The following is a 19,963-nucleotide window of genomic DNA, read 5'->3' on the forward strand; positions in this document are numbered from 1 at the left end:
TATTCTTTTATTTATTAGAATGGAACATACCAACAAACTGTGATAATAAAGTAATATTTATAGTGAAAATCAGCAACCGAACCCATTATTAACAGTATGAAATAACTGGATTTTATTGGAAGTAATACGAGATAAAAAAGAATCTCATAACATATTTAGTAGACAAAACAGCACTCAAAAAAATGATTAAATAATCATTTAATTTCTCCATATTCAATATATGAATGACTGGATATTGATATGGGAAATGATTGTTATATTCACAATATAGGAAATATTATTAATGAAAATTAACTTAATTACTTTAAGTATTATTGGATTGACTGCCACCCAAGCAGCAAATGCCAGCCCGATTAATTTTAACTCAAGCAGTATATCAGCCAATGCTTCATTGGGTGTACTTTCAGGTCAGTCAGATGAATATATCTATGATCCAAACACAGGGCATAGGAACAGTGAATTGAATTGGAAAATTAAGCATACTGCAATTATTAAAGGTGAGCTATTCTGGGACGCTCTGCCATATTTAACCCTGAACACACGCGGCTGGTTCGCATCACCATCCAACAGCGGAAAAATGGACGATTATGATTGGACAAACCCCAATCAATCTAAATGGACTCACTACTCGCATCACGAAAACACCAAACTGAACAGTGCCAGCGAATTTGATATTAATTTAAAAGGTTGGATACTGAAACAGCCAAATTACAAGCTCGGTGGTGTTCTTGGTTATCAACAAACTAAATTCAGTTGGGTGGCAAAAGGAGGACGAGCAATTTATCAAAATAAATCCTCTGAATTCGAAAACAAACCCGTAATCACTTACAAACAGAAATTCAGCACACCCTATATGGGGCTGGCCGGACAATATCGTTATCAGAACTTTGAGTTTAATGCGTTGCTGAAATTCAGCCCATGGATTCAGGCAAGAGACACTGATGAACATATCCTGCGTAATGAAACTTACAAAGCAAAAATCAACAAATCACGTTATTATTCTATTGCCGTTGATGCCGGATATTATATTACTCCGAGTGTAAAAGTATTCGGTGAACTGAGTTGGAATAAATTTGCCAATAATAAAAAGGGAGATTTAAACGTTACTGATCATAGCAACCGTCGTTCCGATACCTATAACAATGTCGGAGGTATGAGCAATACTAGCTATACTATTTCGGCCGGCGTTCAATATCGCTTTTAATCAGGCAAAAAAATCAGGCGCCATCGGCGCCTGCTCAGTGGTTATCTTACATGTATATTACCAACCAACTGCAACCCCTGCCCCCATTACCGCACCTTCAGCATTATTCCAGCTTGTAGAAGCCTTAATATTTACATTTTCAGTTAGTTTAGCCTGAGCACCAACTGCAATCGCACTCCCATTATGATATTGTCCCAATCCAACACCAACACTAAAACGATTGGAATTACTGAAAGGGATATTGGTCATTGCGGCAACACTGGCAATACCGGCATTAGCGCGTTTCTCTACCCGATTAATTTTAATATCTAATTGATGAACACTTTGACGAATTTCAGCTTCCAATGCGTTAAAGCGTTTTTCAGAGTTAATATAGTAACCTTCAGATTTTGCGTCTAAATCCTTAGCGTATTTATACAATTCATTGGCTTTATTATCGATTTTCTTTTCTACCTGCTTTGTCTTCTCTTCTACTTTTTTATCTAATTGTTCCATTTTTTCTTTTACGTCTTTAACTGACTCTTTGCTTGCTTTTTGCGCAGATAAGTTAATTTTTTTATCCATCTCTGTTGCGGTTTTTTCAGCTCTATCTGCTGCATTTTCAGCTATATTTGCATTTTTTTCTGCGGTTGTTGCTGAATTGTCTGCTACTGTTGCAGATATCTTCGCTGATTGTGCGGATGTCACTGCCTCCTGTTTTGCTGTCTTAGCTTCTTGAGCTGACTTTGCGGCCGTCAGTTGCGATGCTTTCGCATCTGTCGCTGACTGCGCTGCCGCCCGTTGCGAGACCTTGGCATCTGTCGCTGACTGCGTTGCCGCCTGTTGCGAGACCTTGGCATCTGTCGCAGATTGCACTGCCGCCCGTTGCGAGACCTTCGCATCTGTCGCTGACTGTGATGCCGCCAATTCCGACGCTTTAGCATTTATCACTGAACTTGTAGCCGCTGCTTTTATTGATTTCATTGCCAATTGAGTTGAAGTTTCCAGATTCTTCAGCTGGCCATAAGTGGCCGCATCCTGATCTTTAGTACCATTCGCAATATTTGTTAGCTGTTTATTTTTATCTGGGTCATTCTCATCACCAAATGAGACACTATCTTCTCTGTCTGTTTTGGCATATGCTCCTATAGCAGCCGCATTCTCATGTTCAGATTTAGAATCAAGACCTATTGCAATACCTTGTTTTTTAGTCACTCTACCTTTTGCCAGAGCAACACTAAATGCTGCATTATAAGAAATATGAGATTCGCCCATAGCAATACTGTGAGGAGAATTCCTTCCAATAAATGATTTCCCCATAGCAATACTGTGATTAGTATTTTTTTCAATCACTGAACGACCCAACGCGACACTATTAGAGGCAAAAAGCCCTATAGTTGATGTCCCGAGAGCTAAAGAATTGAGAGTCTTACAACCCCCCGGTTCATTTGTAAAGCAAATATTTGAAGACCCTATTGGTTCAAGAGTGTATATTTTTGAATCTGACGAAGAAATATTTGTACCTTCTAATGTTATTGTATTATCACTATTTAAATTCGCCAAAGCCACTGATATATTATTAATTAATACTACCAAGATAGTTATTTTAAAAAACAAAATTTTCATTTTCTCACCACAATATAAAAACATAAATTCATTTACCAAGAAAATCATCCAAACAAAATAAAAAAGATATATTTACTTCAAGGAGATTGTTTTCTACGGATATGAGTCGTTATAAATAAAGATTAAAAATCCTCCATTCATTTACAGATTTATTGATTATATAAATAAATTAAATAGATATTATTTATAATTTTAAAAACCCAAAAATTAATCTCATACAGCACAATAACTGATATTATCCCATGGATTAATAAGTAGTCTTTATAGATGTTGACATTTAAGTAATAAAGCTCAGATGATCACATCATGGTTTCTTTAAAAGAAAGGAGTTTAGGAAGTAAATATTAAATTAAAATAGAAGGCAATATTTTTTATATATAGATTTTATATTCCAATGAGTTTATCAAATTAGCCCTATCATTATATCTTCTCTGTCATCTCTAATTTTCTGATTTTACTAACCATTTATAATATATTTAAGATTACTCCGATAAAATGCCCTAAATTAACAATTAGACATACCATTATAACTCACGTTGATTTATCAATTTACTTCTATAATGAAACTTATTAAGAGATAATTAAAAGATAATAAATAAATAAATAAATTTATTTATTTATTTATTTATTTATTTATTTATTTATTTATTTATTTATTTATTTATTTTAAATATACATTTAGAATAAAAATAACATTGTTATTTATTATAATTCTATTTCTTACCACATTTATCAATATAACCAAATCTACCTAAAGTTCTAAGCTATAACTTTCTTGTATATAGCGTTCACCTTTTCTTGCCATATCATCATTAAAACAACCCAATAAAAAATAAACATATTCTTGATATCAATCGATTAGGAAGGTTCTATGATCCCATCATGGCTCAGTTTAGCGCTGGATTCCCTGTGGCCGATGCTTTACGCTGGCCTGACATTCACCATTCCCCTCACTCTAATTACATTCGCACTTGGGATCTCGTTGGGGTTTATCGTTGCTTTAATCAGGCTATATGGTCCTAAGCCTCTGGTTGCAGTAGTGCGGTTTTATGTCTGGCTGGTTCGCGGCACACCGTTGTTGGTGCAACTATTTTTGATTTTCTACGCCCTGCCCAGCGTGGGCATTACTTTAGAAGCATTCACCTCTGCCGTTATCGGTTTTACCCTGAATGTCGGTGCTTATACTTCCGAAGTGATCCGCGCCGCGTTGATTTCTGTTCCCAAAGGACAATGGGAAGCCTCCCACTCTATCGGCATGAGTTGGTGGCAATCACTGCGTCGGATTGTTCTGCCACAAGCAGCTCGGGTTTCTATTCCTCCTTTGTCCAATACCTTTATTTCGCTGGTCAAAGATACTTCTCTGGCTTCCGTCATTACCGTGCCAGAAATGTTTCTGGCGGCACAGCGCATTGCCGCTGTCACTTATCAACCACTTATTTTGTATACCGAAGCGGCTATTCTCTATCTGCTCCTGAGTTCGGTGTTGTCCGCGCTGCAAGTCCGGTTGGAAAAGAAATTCGCCCAGCAAAATAACAATAAGGAAGTCAAAGATGATTCAGCTCACCAACATTGAAAAAAGTTTCGACGGGCAAAAAGTGCTGAAAAACATCAGACTGACAATTAAGGAAGGCAGTCTGACAGCACTGATTGGTCCTTCCGGTAGTGGTAAAAGTACTTTGCTGCGTTGCATTAATCTGTTGGAAATCCCGCAGGCGGGTAAGCTGGAGCTTGGCAAAGAAAAAATTATGTTTAATGGTAAGGAGCGGCTGCCACATCGTGAAATCCAGCGCTTTAGCCTGCAAACGGGCATGGTATTCCAGAACTTCCAGCTTTTCCCGCATCTAACAGTAATTGAAAACATTATGGAAGGGCTGATTTGGGTACAGAAATGGCCACGTGAACACGCCAGGGTGCGCGCTATGGAATTGCTGAAAAAAGTCGATATGTCCCACAAAACCGATGTTTGGCCAAGCACACTATCGGGCGGTCAGCAACAACGCGTGGCCATCGCCAGAGCAATGGCGCCATCACCCAAGGTACTGTTATGTGATGAACCGACTTCAGCACTTGATCCTGAATTATCCAAAGAAGTGGTTTCGGTTTTGAAACATTTGGCCGAAGAAGGCACAACCATGTTAATGGCAACGCATGATTTACGATTGGCGGCTAATCTTGCCCATGATGTCGTCTTTCTGGAATCCGGTGAGATTATTGAATCCGGCCCGGCAAAAACTATCTTCACTCGTCCCAATAAGGTGCGTACTGTCGAATTTATCTCAACCCTGACAGAAACCTTACCGGATTGGGAAATATAGCAAGCAGTCACGTTTAATATCAGCAACATTATTTATGCGGAGAAACACAATTTATGCGGAAAAACATAGCGAAAAAACTTTTAAGTCTGTTACTCGCAGGCGCGACTGCCCTGGCTATTTCTACTCCAAGCTATGCCGGCAAGGATTTTGACGCTATAAAAGCCTCCGGCGTCTTTAAGATTGGTACGGAAGGGACTTACCCTCCTTTTACCTATCACGATACCAGTAACAAACTGACCGGCTTTGATGTGGATATTGCACAGGAGATCGCTAAGCGTCTGAACGTCAAACCTGTATTTATGGAAGTAAAATGGGATGGATTAATCGCAGGGCTGGATGCAAAACGTTTTGATGCTGTGATCAACCAAGTAGGCGTAACCCCGGAACGCGCGGCGAAATACAGTTTTTCTATTCCTTACACAACCTCTCAAGTGGCGTTGATCACCCGTAATAATAACGATGCGATTAAGACCTTCGCGGATATTAAAGGGAAACGCTCAGCCCAATCCCTGACCAGTAACTACGGACAATTGGCAACTTCTTACGGCGCTAATTTAGTCAGTACAGATGGGTTTAATCAAGCAATTGATCTGGTCGTTACCGGACGCGCTGACGCCACATTGAATGATCGCCTGTCATTCCTCGACTTCAAAAAACAGCGCCCTGATGCCCCCGTGAAAATCGTCGCTCAGCAAGCAGATGCCAGTAAATCGGCTGTACTGGTGCGCAAAGGAGATGCTGAATTGGTAGAGGCTATCAATAAAGCCCTGCAAGAAATGAAAGATGACGGCACCTATGCCCGCATCTCCGAGAAGTATTTTGGCGTGGATATTTCTAAGTAAAAACAACTTTCAATTTATAATATATAGACTACATATCTATAGATTGTAGTCTATATACTCGAACAATCCGGGCATTTTTCTCATTTGATCCAGAACGTCAGGCTTTTGTTTTTTGTGCAGGAAATAAAGCAGGGAGAAATCAAAAGTCATTCTATCGGGATATGATTGAGGTTGCTGACAAACAATTCAGAATCCATCTAAACAATTTGGATAAATGACATGGCTACTTTAAAAGAACTGATAGCAAAACGTAGCCCAGAAAGTCAAGCCAAAATAGAAGAAAAAGCAGCCAAAATGTTGCTTGTGAACATCCCCGACTTTATTTACTTCAGTAAGTAGCTAAACAATACCTTTATAAATCTATTTATTTGAAATAAATAGATTTAATTGAGAAATCATCTTATAAAGTAATTACGACACAGAAAAAACAAAATACTTTCAGCATTGATAATCCATTAATATAACAATAGAATTCAACTAGCCTATTAATTTTAAATAACGTTGTTTTTATCCAGTTATTTTAAGAATAAAACCCGACGAACTAATAATTATTTTTTATTTAGTTAAAATTATATTTTATGGATATAATATCCCCACCTTAAATAATGATATGATATGAATAAAATAATAGAAATTGATGTAAAATCCTTAAAATGTCATCATTTTCATGCACTCTGCACTGGTGATTCATTAGCTATAATAATACCTAATTTTGTTCAACATGAAGCTATCGATAGAGCAAAAGGAATTAGCGAATGAGTGAATCTGTAACGACAACTCGAAAATATGCTGGATTAGCCGGAATATGTATCGCAAGTTTCCTTGGGTGTATAGATCTCACTGTGGTGAATACGATTATTCCTGCCATTGGGCGTGAATTTAATACCCCGTTGAGAGAAACACAGTGGGTGACTTCTGTATTTATGATTGCTCTCTCGGCTTTTATGGTTCCCGCAGGAACATTAGCTGACAGCCGTGGACGTAAAAAAATATTGATGTGGGGATTACTTCTATTTGGAGCCGCATCATTATTTGTTGGCCTTGCAACAAACTTTACCGCTATGACAGCGTTTAGATTCATCCAAGGTATTGGTTGTGCCATTCTCTATACTGTTTCAGGTGCCATTATTTCCTATTTACTTGATGAAAATGAACAAGGAAAAGCACTTGGTATCCTATTTGGCATCAATGGGCTTGGTCTGGCAATAGGACCAATTATTGGTGGGTTATTTGCAGGTATTGTAAATTGGCGCTACGCCTTCTTGATAAATATTCCGTTTATCATAATTAGTATTATTCTATGTTCTTGGTCTGTGCCAGAATATAAAGCCCCAAAAGCGAAAAAATTGGATGTACTCGGTTGTATTTTCCTAATCATTTTTCTGATGAGTTTAGTCAGCTATTTCTCTTTGGATGGAAATACCAAGCAACAATGGAGTTTATTATCCATTTCAATGATCGCTTTATTTCTCTTCATAAAGTATGAGCTGAAAACACCAGAGCCAATCGTTGAATTCCATTTTTTCCGCAACACACATTTTGTTTCAGCACTACTGGCAACATTCTTCCTTGCTTTTTTCTATTGCATCGTTCTGTTGACATTACCTATATTTTTCGCCGGTCAATTGGAAAAGAATGATATTGAGATACCTCATGGACAATTCATAATGTAGGAGTCGCTTGCGGTATTGCGTTTGCTGTCTTCTTGTTAGCGCGTTTTAATACATTGGTGCAAGGTTATCAAACTCTGACGTTATTCTTGTCTGGGTTTGCATTAATCTTTACCTTCATCTGCTATTTTCTCAATCGGAAATAACCTCTATGGCTTGCTATGAAAATAGCAAGCCATCAGATTTATGATAAAGCGGTGCGGCTTTCTGCAAAATGACACTGATGAGTCCAATCCACCAGCCACTTTTATTCTTTAATCACAAATCAAGTACCAGTCGTTTTCCTTTCGCTCTGGAGCAACAAATCAGCATTGATGTCTGACTCTGCTTTTCTTCATCACTAAAATATTGATCACGGTGATCCGCTTCTCCTTCCAAGATCATGGTTTCACACGTCCCGCATACGCCTTCACGGCACATACATTCAACATGTGCGGCTTTATTTCTTTCAATAACCTGAAGAATTGTCGATTCACTATCAACTTCCAGTTCAATGCCAGATTTCGCCAGAACAACAGTAAACGCATCACCCGTTTTATCTTCAACCGTAAATTGCTCAAAATGCAATTGGCTCTCAGGAAATCCGGCATTTTGTGCAGCTTGTTTTACCCCATTATTCAATGCGCTTGAACCACAGGTATAAACGTAGCTTCCTTCCGGTAATCGGGAAATAAGTGTATCAAGTTCAAGACGAGTCCCTTCAGATGAAATATGACAATCGATTTTCGCCTTAAATCCCGCGGCCATTAACTCCTGCATAAACGCATTGTCATCGGAATTACGGTAGCAATAATGCAGTTCATACTCAGCATCCTGATGTTTCAATTCATGCAGATGAGACATAAAAGGTGTTATCCCGATCCCACCCGCTATTAATATATGTTTTTTCGCTTCAGGCACTAATGCAAATAAATTATTTGGTTCAGAGATAATGAGTGTATTGCCAATAGCCACTTTATCGTGCATAAACGCAGAACCACCGCGGGACTGTTCTTCTCGCTTGATGGCAATCTGGTAGCTATGTTTATCAAAAGGCGAACTTAATAAAGAATACGCATTACTGTAACGTTTATCACCATCCTGCATCTGGACAAAAATGTGACTTCCGCCAGTAAACGAGGGCAATTGCGTGTTTTCAGCCGGTATTAATGTAAATCGCTTAATATTCGGCGTGATAGCCTCAATATTACTGACAATCACACTAATCGTCTGATATATAGACATAAGCCATTCCTGATTATGATTGCCTCTGCCGTCTTTCAAGTTGCTACTTTATTGGCGGCAACTTGAAATTCATGGGGATCGTTAAAGCCCCTGACAGAGATATTTAAGCTCTAAATAATCTTCAATACCGTAGATCGAACCTTCACGCTCCAGACCCGATTGTTTTATTCCGCCAAATGGCGCGACTTCATTGGAAATAAGCCCCGTATTAATACCTACCATGCCATAGTCTAATTTTTCTGAAACACGCCAAATACGTTGTGGATTTTCAGTATAAAAATAAGCAGCAAGCCCATAAATAGTGTTGTTGGCAGAGGCGATAACACTCTCTTCATCATCAAAAATAACCAAAGGTGCAATAGATCCGAATATTTCTTCTTCTAATACCCGGCTATTTTCAGCAACATGACCAAGTACAGTAGGTATAAAGAAATTATCTCCTAAAGCATGGCGCTTACCGCCATATAATAAATATGCTCCCTTATTTAGTGCATCATCTAAAAGGGACTGGGCTTTATCCGCTGATTCAGCATTAATCAGCGGGCCTATTTGTGTTCCTTGATCAAAACCATTACCCACTTTCAGTTTTTGCACTTCTTCCACAAAACGCTGACTGAATGCCGGATAAATATCTCTGTGAATATACAAACGATTTGCACAAACGCAGGTCTGTCCCGCATTACGAAATTTGGCAGCAATCGCCCCCTCTACCGCTTTTTCAATATCAGCATCTTCAAAGACAATAAAAGGTGCATTTCCTCCCAATTCTAAAGAGACTTTTTTTATGCTGTCCGAGCATTGCCGCATTAATAAACGCCCGACCTCAGTGGAACCCGTAAAACTCAGTTTACGTACAGTCGCTTTCTTACCCAATTTCATCTTATTCGTGGTACGTCTGAGCAATAAGGTGGTGAAAATAAGCAATTCCGTGCTCGCTAATTCCACTTCCTGTACTATCCGCCATGATGCGTCCCTGACCACGATAGCCACGTGATTTCAGCCCCTTTTGAACACTTTCAACCAAACGCAGGTCTTCCGGACGAAAAACGTCACGATACCATTCGATCAAAGATTTCTGTTCTTCTGTAATATCTTCATTCGTAAAGTAAATATCGTAATATTGCAGTGTTGTCTCAGCATCCACGGGAAATTCATAGATAACCGTCATCATGCCTTCAACAGGCGTAACGTTATACATAGTACAAGGCCATAACCAAAAGCCATGAAATGAAGATTCGCCTTCAAACTTGAAAGATTGATCGGAAGGAATTGCATAACCAAATTGCAATGACCATTTCTCATACATGGTATGCCAATAGCGATCGACCTGAACAGAAGTTGAAAACCCCGGATGTGCCGGGCCGCAGTGGTAGCATTCCAGATAGTTATCAACAATGCTTTTCCAGTTAGCCAGTGTCGCTGTCGTGAAACGCGCTGCCAATTTTAAATCATAAACGTCAGGGCAGGCTTCTAATACTTTGGTGCTTAATCCCGGTAATTGCGCTTCGACCGTTCCTGCATTCATGTCCATATTGATAAAAACAAACCCGGCATATTCTTCTAATTTCACAGGCGTTAATTGCGCTAATCCTTTGTCGAAATTAGCCACATTCTCACAGTTACGCGCATGGGCTAAAGAACCATCAAGTTTGAATGTCCAGGCATGATAGGGGCAAGTGATGACGTTTTTCGCTTTGCCTTCACCCTTCAATAGCTGGTGACCACGATGAGGACAGACATTAAAAAAGGCACGTAATACGTTGTCGCGCCCACGGACAATCACAACACTCTCACCAATAATTTCACGCGTGACATAATCATTGGGATTGGCAAGCTCACTTCTGTGCGCAACACAAATCCAACTCTTGGCAAAAATTGCTTCTTTTTCGTAATCAAAGACGTCCTGAGAAGTATAGAAACGTGCGGGCATGGTGTACGCTTCTGCGGGATTCGCACAAAAATTTCTGGGCAGCGTAAAATAAGGGTCTTGGATGCTCATATCAATTCCTTAATCATTCGGTGAAATGGGTGTCTTGGATAAGATGTGCAGGAACCTGTGCATAGTCTTGTTTTATCCAACAGATAAAACCGTATGTCTTAATTAATAAGATGACTAAAAAAGGCAGTGCAGTAAGCACTACGCTGGTTTTCATCGTTTCCAGCGAGGCTTGCGTAAAGAGAATGGAAAGCGGGATCAGTGTGATCACGACACACCAGAAAAGGCGCAATTTCCGGCAAGGATCTTGGCCTTCCTGTAAATTACGCGTACTGGTTGCCGCCATGGTATAGGCCACCGCATCCATATGCGAAGCCAAGAAAATCACCATGATAAAAAGATAAGCTGCAAGGAAGAATTGACCTAATGGCAGCGCACTCAATAGCTGGTGAACTGCTGTTTCTCCGCCCAATGTATTCAATATCTCAGGCACATTGATAACACCGGTAATAAATTGGTGCATTGCGTAGCTCTCCAATACCCCAAAGAAGAACCAGCAACCAAACGTACTCCCCAATAATAATGCCCAAATAACTTCCTTAATTTTGCGCCCATGAGAAACCCGGGTCACAAACATCGCGACACCGGGTGTGTAGGAAACCCACCATAACCAGTAGAACACCGTCCAGCTACGTGTGAATTGACCGTCACCCATCGGATCGGTAAATAAGCTCATTTGCAGAAAATTCTGGGTTGTCAGGCCAACTGCATTAATCATATTGTTAATGGTAAATTCCGTCGGCCCGACGATCAGTACCAGCAACGCAAAACCCAATGCTCCCCATCCCACCATTTGGCTTAAACGCTGCATACCTTTATCAATGCCGATATAAGAACTCAGGCAAAAGATCACAGCGGCCAATAGGGTAATTCCAGCCTGAACAGTAAAATTATTAGGCGTACCGATGAGTGAAGAAAGCCCGCCACTTAATGTGGCCGCAGTCACCACTAAAGAAATAGTTAATGCTCCCACCGTCGCGATTAAGTACGTCATATCAATCAGGCGTCCCCAAAAACCATAGGGATTAATTTTTATAATCGCGGAAATAATCCCTGATAAGCTCAGTCCTTTATTTTTTCTGACATGAAAATGGTAAGCCATAATCAGTGAAGCGAGTGCATAAGTTGCCCAGGCACTTAAACCCCAATGAAAAAAAGAGTAACTGATACTATATTCCAACGCCTTGGGCGTTTTAGGGGAAATATTCAGGCCCGGCATTTGATAATAATATGCCCACTCCATGACTCCCCAGTATAAGGTCGAGGAACCCAGACCTGCACAAATAAACATAAATAACCAGGGTACTGTGGCATATTTTGGTTTCCCTTCACCCAATCGAATATTGCCGTATTTACTTATCGCCAAATAAAGTACAAACATCAAAGCGATAAGAACTAATATTTGAATTGTTGATCCCAGTAAACGAGTCAGCCCATTAAAAATTGAATTAGCAATAACACTGGTTTCTTCAGGAAATAAACTGAGTGTTATTGCTATCACAACGATACAAGCCAGACTTATTGTAATTAAAGAAATATCTTTCTTTGTATTGCTCAACATGACCCCTCCATTTCATCACTTTGTATCTATACCCGTTTTGCGCTTGGGCGATAAAAGCAAAGTGCCTGTTATCGTTGTTATGATGACGTTGGTATAGACACAACCAAGAGGAAAACATGCAATAAGGGAGAATGGCACTTATTGCGTCTTTTTATTAACAATTCAAATATAGTGTTGATACATAATTTAAACAATTGACCAAATAGTAAATAGATAAAACACATATCGTAATGAATGTTTTGTGATGTTCGTTAAGAATTATGCAGATGAGAGTTCAGAAAGAAATTAAATCGTTTCGTTAATTCTCCTCATTTTTTGAGTTAGAATCACAATAAAAGTGAATAGGGCATAATTCGATGAATTATGCCCTTAGTTTGAATTATCAAATTATGACAAAGACCTTATTCAAGCGTCCGGTCTTCAACTCTTAATCCATCCACCCGGTGAAACTGTGGCAACAGTGACTCTGGACGTTTCTTGAGAAGATACACAACTCACGACAAATGCCGAATAATGGCGTCTCCGACCTGCTGTGTTGATGCGTTGCCTTTCATGTCAGGCGTCACTGTTCCTTCTGCTATCACAGCTTCAATGGCAGATAAAATATCATCATGAGCATGTTGGTAACGTTCATCATTTTCGCCCAAAAACTGGAGCATCATGGCACCAGACCAAATCATGGCGATTGGGTTGGCAATATTTCTGCCATAAATATCGGGGGCTGATCCATGGACAGGTTCAAATAAGGAAGGGAAATTTCTTTCCGGATTCAAATTGGCAGACGGTGAAAGCCCGATGGTTCCTGTACAGGCAGGACCAAGATCAGACAGAATATCGCCGAATAAGTTGGAAGCGACAACGACATCAAACCGTTCCGGATCCAACACAAATCGCGCACAAAGAATATCAATATGCTGCTTATCCCATTTAATCTCCGGATATTGTTTTGCCATCACCTCAACCCGCTCATCCCAGTAAGGCATACTGATCGCAATACCATTTGATTTAGTCGCGGATGTCAGTCGCTTACGAGGGCGGCTTTGCGCAAATTCAAATGCATATTTCAATATACGATCAACACCACGGCGGGTAAAAACCGATTCCTGGATCACCACTTCATGCTCCGTCCCTTCATGCAGACGGCCACCAATCGCTGAATATTCCCCTTCGGTATTCTCCCTGACGACATAAAAATCGATATCTTCCGGTTTTTTATTGGCTAACGGACAAGGCACTCCCGGTAAGAGACGTACCGGACGTAAATTGACATACTGCTGAAATTCACGGCGGAATTTAAGTAGTGCTCCCCAAAGCGAAATATGATCAGGCACTTTTTCAGGCCAACCTACAGCACCAAAATAGATCGCGTCAAACGCCATTAACTGATTAAACCAATCATCAGGCATCATGGTTCCATGCTTAAGGTAATAGTCACAGCTGGCCCATTCGAAATAGTCAAACGATAAACGGAGATCCCACTTTTCAGCCACAGTTTGTAATACTCTAATTCCTTCCGGAAGCACTTCATGACCAATTCCATCCCCGGGGATCGCCGCAATCTTGAACGGTTGTTTCATTAGATATCTCTCATTTATCAGGATACAAAATTGACTTTTCAGCTATCTTATAATTGACTGAATTGTATTCAATCCAAAAAATGTAGAAACATAATTTACGATATATGAATAATCTGCCTATTTTACAGGATCTCCGTGTTTTCCTTTTAGTCGCCAAGAGAGCAAGCTTTGCCGCTGCTGCGGAAGAAATGGGGGTTTCTCCGGCTTTTATCAGTAAACGCATCGCAATATTAGAAAGTGTATTGAATGTTACCCTATTGCACAGAACGACACGCAGGGTATCCATTACGGAGGATGGTGAGCGGATATACGAATGGGCACAACGTATTCTGAATGATGTCAATCAGATGCTTGATGAGCTTTCTGAACTTCGGCAAGAACCTCAAGGAACAATCAGGATTGTCAGTAGTTTTGGCTTTGGACGACAATTCGTGGCCCCTGCGCTATCTGCACTCCTCCGAACCTATCCCCAATTAGAGATCCGGTTTGATGTGGAAGATCGTATTATTGATTTAGTCACAGAAGGCATTGATTTGGATATTCGTGTTGGCGATGATATTGATAATAATCTTATCGCACGAAAGCTCGCATCCAATCGTCGCATTCTATGCGCAGCGCCCTCTTATCTCGCTCGTCATCCGGTGCCAAAATCACTGAATGAGTTGCCCTCTCACGCCTGTCTGGTCATCAAAGAGCGGGATCATCCTTTTGGCATCTGGCAGTTACAAAGTAGTGCGGGATACCAATCCGTGAAAGTTACCGGGCCTATGTCGTCCAACCATGGTGAAATTATCCACCAGTGGTGCCTTGATGGGCATGGTATTACTTTACGTTCCTATTGGGATGTCAGGGAAAATATCAAATCAGGCGCATTAGTTCATATTCTGCCTGAATATTATCAATCCGCGAACATCTGGGCGGTTTATGTCACTCGTCTGGCGATGTCTGCTCGCATCAGAGTCACCATTGAGTTTTTAGAACATTATTTTCAGCTTCACTATTCAGATCAAATTGAAGTCAAATCAGGTTAATGCACCAGACAGCCAGGTTATCAATGTATCGAGTTCGATCACGCACTTTTTTATTGCCTGTTATCTGGAAACAACGGAAAATTTGAAAGCAGCTATTGCCCTATATGAAAAATTGGGCTTCAGCTATCTTGATGAGGCACTTGCAATACTGTTCACAGCGATTGTGAAGTAAAAATGATAAAACCACTATAACAAACCATTACCTTCAATAAATCAGCCCCACAGTTCAAGTGGGGCATTCGGTCTTAATGTGATGTTAGAAACATCTTAGTGAAGTCTCGGCTGATCTTCTTCCGGTGGGAAGAGATCACCGTTATCATCTTCATCATCCGATGCATTGGGATCTTCAAAATACGTTCCCCAACCATCGTAATTCACACCCATTTTTTCAACCAGATCCAGCAGTTGTTCAACCTGCGTATTGATCAAGTCAGCCTCCAGTCGGCTTTCGCTGATCACATCACAACACATCAGAACAACACCATCTTCTGTTTCCAGCTCTTCCGCATCCGTCACTTCATAACCTAACTTAAATGCTTCGAGTGCTGCTTTTTCCAGTTGATCGAAGTTTTCCGCCGAAAAGTGGTGTTCAATAATATAAAGCGCTTCAGGATCGCTGCCATCTTCCAATAATTCTTCGATGATCAAACGAGTTTCTTCGCGCTGTTCTTCTAAAGCATGTGGGTCTGCCATGCCAATCCCCTCCGTCAGTTGGCTGTCCTGCTTTGCATTCTCCCATCTTTTCTAAACAAAGGATATATCTATCCCCTTTTGTCCAAAGAGAAATACAAACCATAATCTACTGATTCATCAGCCGTCTTAATACCATCACTATTACAAACACCAAAGTCAGGGCTTGCAATTGAATTTTTAATCGGTATATATTGAATATAAATTCAATATTGCGCTCATGGAGTCCATGCATAATGAATCCGTTTTTTCAACGATCAATACTAAGATTGCTCGATATTACTCCTGTAGAAATTAATACTCTTTTAACACTTGCCAAAAAATTAAAAACGAATAAAAAATCAGGACAAGAGCTTCCTTTACTTGCAGGAAAAAATATAGCCCTTATTTTTGAAAAAGACTCAACCCGTACACGCTGTGCATTTGAAGTCGCTGCTCATGATCAAGGAGCCAGTGTTACCTATTTAGGCACAAGTGGCAGCCAAATCGGGCACAAAGAATCCATCAAAGATACTGCGCGGGTGCTTGGCCGTCTATATGACGGAATACAATATCGTGGCTATGGGCAACAAATCGTCGAAACGCTGGCGCAATACGCAGGTGTTCCGGTTTGGAATGGATTGACCGATGAATTCCACCCGACCCAACTTCTGGCTGATTTACTCACAATGCAGGAGCACAGCCAAAAACTGCTATCTGAAATCAAATTTGCCTATTTAGGCGATGCCCATAACAACATGGGCAATACTATGCTTGAAGCAGCTGCATTAACAGGTATGGATCTCCGCTTAATCGCTCCAAAAGCGTGCTGGCCAGACGCAGATTTGGTTGAAGGATGCCAAAAACTGGCAGAAAAAACTGGCGGTCAGATCACTCTGACAGAAGATATTGCACAAGGTGTAAAAGAAGCTGATTTTCTGTATACCGATGTCTGGGTATCAATGGGAGAGCCTAAATCAGTCTGGCAAGAACGCATTACATTGCTGAAACCCTATCAGGTCAATATGGGTGTTGTGGAAATGACAGGTAATCCAGAGGTGAAATTCCTGCATTGCCTGCCTGCTTTTCATGATGAAGCAACCACGCTCGGCAAGCAACTGGCAGAAGAATTCAATTTATATGGCGGGTTGGAAGTGACCAATGGCGTGTTTGAATCGAAACACAGCATTGTGTTTGATCAGGCTGAGAACCGTATGCATACCATTAAGGCGGTAATGGTGGCGACAATGGTGCAAAATCTAGTTTTATAATTGTTGATTCATATTGTGCCCGTTCATACTGCAAAAATTAAATGCAAATATCTCCAACTCACTTGAATCCTGTATTCTTAAGCGAATTGGAGATATCTCCCACTTACTTCCGGTCAAAAACCAGAAAGTGACTCTGCCGCCTTTATCACCATGCACAATTTTTCAATAAGTTGATAATCATCACATTAAACCATATACGCATAACCATTTGATTTATATGAAAAATTAAAAATTTTAGAAAAAATATTCTCTTAATTAAACAAATATAGTTATTTTTTGGAAAAATTTTTTTATCTGCCTATGCCATATTCTTTTTCAATAGTGCAATATTTATCCCTGAAGAACATTGATAATTAATTTATAGGACTGCAAAAATGATAAAAAATATAGCTACGGCATTAATCCACGGTGGAAAACAGCAAGACAAAGAAAACCACGCTATTTTTCCACCCATTACAACAGCCAGTACTTTTGTACAGAAAAATTTATCTGAACACGGTGAGTATTGTTATTCCCGTTGCAGTAACCCGACTCGCCATGCCTATGAAACATTATTAGCCGAAATAGAGAGTGGTATTTACGCAACTGCAACTGCGTCTGGTGTAGCAGCTGCTGCCTTAGTTTTAAACTTATTACCCAAAGAATCCCATATTATTGCGATGAAAGGGGTTTATGGTGGCACATTTCGTTTATTTGAACAGGTAGCAATTGAAAATAATGGTCATCAATTTGATTATATCGACTTAAATAATCTCACTGAAGTTGAAGCCAAAATAAAAGATAATACTCGTTTAATTTGGATAGAAAGCCCAACCAATCCATTATTAGAATTAGTTGATATCAAACGTATTTGTTCATTCGCGAAAAATTACAATATATTAACTTGTGTTGACAATACATTTGCAACCGCATGGAATCAAAAACCTCTCGAATTAGGTGCAGATATCGCTATGTTATCTACAAGTAAATATATTGGCGGTCATTCAGATCTTATTGGAGGAGCGGTTATTACACACCGAAATGATCTAGCCAATAGATTAGATCTCTTAAAAACAACTATCGGTGCCATTGCATCTCCCTTTGATGCTTATTTAGCACTACGTGGATTAAAAACATTAGCGTTACGAATGTCAGTGCAATGTGCTAATGCACTTGAAGTCGCCAATTTTCTTAAATCTCATTCAAAAATTGAGCAAGTCTATTATCCTGGCTTAAACACTCACCCACACTATTCCATTTGTCAGGAGCAAATGCGTGCAGGCGGTGCCGTCGTCACAGTCAAACTAAAAGGTGATCTGGAGGATACAAAGAACTTTTTAAGTAAATTGCGCTATTTTGTTTTGGCAGAATCTCTCGGTGGCGTAGAAAGTATGATTAACCATTCTGCAACTATGTCACATGGCTCAATGACAAAAAAAGCGCGGGAAGAGATTGGTATTTATGATACGGTATTACGTTTATCAGTAGGAATTGAAGATATTCACGATTTATTAGCTGACCTCAAAAAAGCATTAGAGTGAATTTACTTAATATAAAGAATAAAAAAAGCAAGGTAAGTAAAAATGAATGATTACGGAATTTGGACTATCATCACTCCTGTTGTTACAATTATTTTAGCTATATTTACACGCCAGGTGATTTTATCATTACTACTCGGAATATTAGTCGGATTTACTGTTATTAATGACCATAATTTTATTTTAGGTATACAAGGAACCATTGAAGGTATTATTGATACATTCACCTCTCCCAGTAATACCAAAACTATCATCTTTATGTTAATGATTGGTGGAATAATGCGGCTTGTGGTGGTGACAGGCGGCGTACGATCCTTAGTCCGGTTATTAACGGAAAAGACGCAACTGATTGAAAATAAGAAATCTGTTCAATTTTTGGCAATGATTATTACATCATTAATCTTTATTGAAAGCTCAATTAACCAATTAATCGCTGGAGCATCAACAAAAAAACTAGCCAAAAATTATGGTATACCACCAGAAAAAATGTCTTACATTATTCAAACATCCTGTGTTTCTGTTTGTTCTTCTGCCATGATTAATGGTTGGGGAGCCGCAATGATGGGTGTCATCGGTGTACAGGTTTCTAGAGGGTTAATCAACGGTGAGCCATTTGATATTCTAGCTGGTTCTATGATTTATAATATTATGGCTTGGTTATCGCTAGCTTCCGTCTTATTTTATATTTTTTCTAGTGTGTCCTGGGGACCAATGAGAACTGCGGAAATGCAGGCCTTGCATGAACATTTAAATAATGAGACTGAAAACAAGCACAGTGAAGATAGTGATGATATTATTGAACACCCCAAATGCCATACTTCATTAAACTTTTTTATTCCTATTTTATCGACTGTATTCATGCTCCCCATTGCTCTCTATATCACAGGTGATGGTGATTTTAGTAAGGGCAGCGGTTCAACCTCTATCTACTGGAGTGTTATGTTTGGAACCACAGTGTCTTTCTTTTGGTTCTTAACACACCGTATTTTAACTATCGAAACCTTTTTTAAAGAGCTTTATATTGGTTATGCCAGCATGATAAAAATAAGCTCTGTCATGATATTGGCATTCTTAATGGGTAGTGTTTCTGCTGATTTAAATACCGGTGCTTATATTGCACAAATTACTTCTGGTATTATTCCAGCAGGTTTTTCCATAGGTTTTATTTTCCTGATTAGTGCCATTATGTCATTAGCAACGGGCACCTCATGGGGTACATTCGCAATTATGATCCCAATTGGAGTACAGTTAGGTATTTCAGTTGGTATGCCCCCTGAATATATGATTGGTGCGGCAATTTCTGGATCTATCTTTGGTGATATGACATCGCCAATTTCCAGCGATGCTATCGTTGCATCAATGGCAACAGATTGTAACCATATTGAACATATTCGAACTCAAATGCCATATGCGTTGGTTACCGCAAGTTTCGCCCTCGTAATCTATTTTTACTTAGGCTTTACTTATTAACTCACAATCCG

The 19,963-nt window shown here is 39.6% G+C and carries 17 protein-coding genes and 1 pseudogene; 11 read left to right on the forward strand and 7 right to left on the reverse strand.

Annotation, left to right across the window (positions count from 1 at the left end; all coding sequences use genetic code 11):
- The first annotated feature begins 283 nt into the window (after nucleotides 1-283).
- Entirely contained in the window at nucleotides 284-1,204 is a 921-nt protein-coding gene (locus tag AC5JQI_RS17155) for an omptin family outer membrane protease (RefSeq protein ID WP_493913046.1), read from the forward strand.
- 57 nt (nucleotides 1,205-1,261) lie between these two features.
- Here the strand turns inward: AC5JQI_RS17155 and AC5JQI_RS17160 are convergent, their stop codons facing one another.
- Nucleotides 1,262-2,809 carry a YadA C-terminal domain-containing protein gene (locus AC5JQI_RS17160; RefSeq protein WP_493913047.1) on the reverse strand — a complete coding sequence of 516 codons (1,548 nt, stop codon included), beginning with the start codon at nucleotides 2,807-2,809 and terminating at the stop codon, nucleotides 1,262-1,264.
- Between the two features lie 874 nt (nucleotides 2,810-3,683).
- On the opposite strand from AC5JQI_RS17160, the gene AC5JQI_RS17165 reads away from it, so the two are divergent.
- From AC5JQI_RS17165 to AC5JQI_RS17190, 6 genes are all read left to right on the forward strand, one after another.
- Nucleotides 3,684-4,382, forward strand: coding sequence for an amino acid ABC transporter permease (locus AC5JQI_RS17165; protein ID WP_493914724.1), 699 nt, complete (start codon nucleotides 3,684-3,686; stop codon nucleotides 4,380-4,382).
- Complete coding sequence (locus AC5JQI_RS17170) at nucleotides 4,360-5,124, forward strand: amino acid ABC transporter ATP-binding protein (protein WP_493913048.1); 765 nt, start codon at nucleotides 4,360-4,362, stop codon at nucleotides 5,122-5,124. Before AC5JQI_RS17165 ends, AC5JQI_RS17170 begins: the two co-directional genes overlap by 23 nt.
- Nucleotides 5,125-5,177: 53 nt before the next feature.
- Nucleotides 5,178-5,966 carry an amino acid ABC transporter substrate-binding protein gene (locus tag AC5JQI_RS17175; protein WP_493913049.1) on the forward strand — a complete coding sequence of 263 codons (789 nt, stop codon included), beginning with the start codon at nucleotides 5,178-5,180 and terminating at the stop codon, nucleotides 5,964-5,966.
- Nucleotides 5,967-6,031: 65 nt separating this feature from the next.
- On the forward strand, nucleotides 6,032-6,184 hold the full coding sequence (locus AC5JQI_RS17180; protein WP_493914725.1) for a hypothetical protein: 153 nt from the start codon (nucleotides 6,032-6,034) through the stop codon (nucleotides 6,182-6,184).
- Nucleotides 6,185-6,581: 397 nt separating this feature from the next.
- A complete protein-coding gene (locus AC5JQI_RS17185) occupies nucleotides 6,582-6,725 on the forward strand; it encodes a hypothetical protein (protein WP_493913050.1) in 144 nt (47 codons plus the stop codon).
- The gene (locus tag AC5JQI_RS17190) at nucleotides 6,722-7,639 is read left to right on the forward strand and encodes an MFS transporter (protein WP_493913051.1); all 918 of its coding nucleotides are present in this window, start codon (nucleotides 6,722-6,724) and stop codon (nucleotides 7,637-7,639) included. Before AC5JQI_RS17185 ends, AC5JQI_RS17190 begins: the two co-directional genes overlap by 4 nt.
- Nucleotides 7,640-7,894: 255 nt before the next feature.
- Here the strand turns inward: AC5JQI_RS17190 and AC5JQI_RS17195 are convergent, their stop codons facing one another.
- From AC5JQI_RS17195 to AC5JQI_RS17215, 5 genes and pseudogenes are all read right to left on the reverse strand, one after another.
- Nucleotides 7,895-8,860 (reverse strand): PDR/VanB family oxidoreductase, encoded by a 966-nt coding sequence (locus AC5JQI_RS17195; protein WP_493913052.1) that lies wholly within the window; start codon nucleotides 8,858-8,860, stop codon nucleotides 7,895-7,897.
- A gap of 81 nt (nucleotides 8,861-8,941) precedes the next feature.
- Nucleotides 8,942-9,751 (reverse strand): annotated as a pseudogene (locus AC5JQI_RS17200) (aldehyde dehydrogenase family protein); the annotation flags it as partial.
- Nucleotides 9,741-10,859 carry an aromatic ring-hydroxylating oxygenase subunit alpha gene (locus AC5JQI_RS17205; protein WP_493913053.1) on the reverse strand — a complete coding sequence of 373 codons (1,119 nt, stop codon included), beginning with the start codon at nucleotides 10,857-10,859 and terminating at the stop codon, nucleotides 9,741-9,743. The gene AC5JQI_RS17205 and the pseudogene AC5JQI_RS17200, both read right to left, overlap by 11 nt.
- A 13-nt stretch (nucleotides 10,860-10,872) precedes the next feature.
- The gene (locus AC5JQI_RS17210) at nucleotides 10,873-12,417 is read right to left on the reverse strand and encodes a BCCT family transporter (RefSeq protein ID WP_493913054.1); all 1,545 of its coding nucleotides are present in this window, start codon (nucleotides 12,415-12,417) and stop codon (nucleotides 10,873-10,875) included.
- A gap of 494 nt (nucleotides 12,418-12,911) precedes the next feature.
- Complete coding sequence (locus tag AC5JQI_RS17215) at nucleotides 12,912-13,994, reverse strand: tartrate dehydrogenase (RefSeq protein ID WP_493913055.1); 1,083 nt, start codon at nucleotides 13,992-13,994, stop codon at nucleotides 12,912-12,914.
- A gap of 104 nt (nucleotides 13,995-14,098) precedes the next feature.
- On the opposite strand from AC5JQI_RS17215, the gene AC5JQI_RS17220 reads away from it, so the two are divergent.
- A complete protein-coding gene (locus AC5JQI_RS17220) occupies nucleotides 14,099-15,025 on the forward strand; it encodes a LysR substrate-binding domain-containing protein (RefSeq protein WP_493913056.1) in 927 nt (308 codons plus the stop codon).
- Nucleotides 15,026-15,292: 267 nt separating this feature from the next.
- On the opposite strand, the gene rraB is transcribed toward AC5JQI_RS17220, so the two are convergent.
- On the reverse strand, nucleotides 15,293-15,718 hold the full coding sequence (gene rraB / locus AC5JQI_RS17225) for a ribonuclease E inhibitor RraB (RefSeq protein ID WP_493913057.1): 426 nt from the start codon (nucleotides 15,716-15,718) through the stop codon (nucleotides 15,293-15,295).
- A 233-nt stretch (nucleotides 15,719-15,951) separates the two neighbouring features.
- On the opposite strand from rraB, the gene argF reads away from it, so the two are divergent.
- The 3 genes from argF to AC5JQI_RS17240 all read left to right on the forward strand — a co-directional run bounded on the left by argF (nucleotide 15,952) and on the right by AC5JQI_RS17240 (nucleotide 19,952).
- The gene (gene argF, locus AC5JQI_RS17230; RefSeq protein WP_493913058.1) at nucleotides 15,952-16,965 is read left to right on the forward strand and encodes an ornithine carbamoyltransferase; all 1,014 of its coding nucleotides are present in this window, start codon (nucleotides 15,952-15,954) and stop codon (nucleotides 16,963-16,965) included.
- Between the two features lie 374 nt (nucleotides 16,966-17,339).
- Nucleotides 17,340-18,485 (forward strand): trans-sulfuration enzyme family protein, encoded by a 1,146-nt coding sequence (locus AC5JQI_RS17235; RefSeq protein ID WP_493913059.1) that lies wholly within the window; start codon nucleotides 17,340-17,342, stop codon nucleotides 18,483-18,485.
- 42 nt (nucleotides 18,486-18,527) lie between these two features.
- Complete coding sequence (locus AC5JQI_RS17240; protein WP_493913060.1) at nucleotides 18,528-19,952, forward strand: Na+/H+ antiporter NhaC family protein; 1,425 nt, start codon at nucleotides 18,528-18,530, stop codon at nucleotides 19,950-19,952.
- Nucleotides 19,953-19,963: the final 11 nt, after the last annotated feature.

It is taken from the genome of Xenorhabdus sp. XBWT (assembly GCF_059072735.1).

Coding starts and splice junctions, on each gene's coding strand:
- argF (WP_493913058.1), top strand. CDS start 15,952: ATGAATCCGTTTTTTCAACGATCAATACTAAGATTGCTCGATATTACT.
- AC5JQI_RS17240 (WP_493913060.1), top strand. CDS start 18,528: ATGAATGATTACGGAATTTGGACTATCATCACTCCTGTTGTTACAATT.
- AC5JQI_RS17160 (WP_493913047.1), bottom strand. CDS start 2,809: ATGAAAATTTTGTTTTTTAAAATAACTATCTTGGTAGTATTAATTAAT.
- AC5JQI_RS17215 (WP_493913055.1), bottom strand. CDS start 13,994: ATGAAACAACCGTTCAAGATTGCGGCGATCCCCGGGGATGGAATTGGT.
- AC5JQI_RS17210 (WP_493913054.1), bottom strand. CDS start 12,417: ATGTTGAGCAATACAAAGAAAGATATTTCTTTAATTACAATAAGTCTG.
- AC5JQI_RS17170 (WP_493913048.1), top strand. CDS start 4,360: ATGATTCAGCTCACCAACATTGAAAAAAGTTTCGACGGGCAAAAAGTG.
- AC5JQI_RS17190 (WP_493913051.1), top strand. CDS start 6,722: ATGAGTGAATCTGTAACGACAACTCGAAAATATGCTGGATTAGCCGGA.
- AC5JQI_RS17195 (WP_493913052.1), bottom strand. CDS start 8,860: ATGTCTATATATCAGACGATTAGTGTGATTGTCAGTAATATTGAGGCT.
- AC5JQI_RS17175 (WP_493913049.1), top strand. CDS start 5,178: ATGCGGAAAAACATAGCGAAAAAACTTTTAAGTCTGTTACTCGCAGGC.
- AC5JQI_RS17185 (WP_493913050.1), top strand. CDS start 6,582: ATGAATAAAATAATAGAAATTGATGTAAAATCCTTAAAATGTCATCAT.
- AC5JQI_RS17235 (WP_493913059.1), top strand. CDS start 17,340: ATGATAAAAAATATAGCTACGGCATTAATCCACGGTGGAAAACAGCAA.
- rraB (WP_493913057.1), bottom strand. CDS start 15,718: ATGGCAGACCCACATGCTTTAGAAGAACAGCGCGAAGAAACTCGTTTG.
- AC5JQI_RS17205 (WP_493913053.1), bottom strand. CDS start 10,859: ATGAGCATCCAAGACCCTTATTTTACGCTGCCCAGAAATTTTTGTGCG.
- AC5JQI_RS17155 (WP_493913046.1), top strand. CDS start 284: ATGAAAATTAACTTAATTACTTTAAGTATTATTGGATTGACTGCCACC.
- AC5JQI_RS17220 (WP_493913056.1), top strand. CDS start 14,099: ATGAATAATCTGCCTATTTTACAGGATCTCCGTGTTTTCCTTTTAGTC.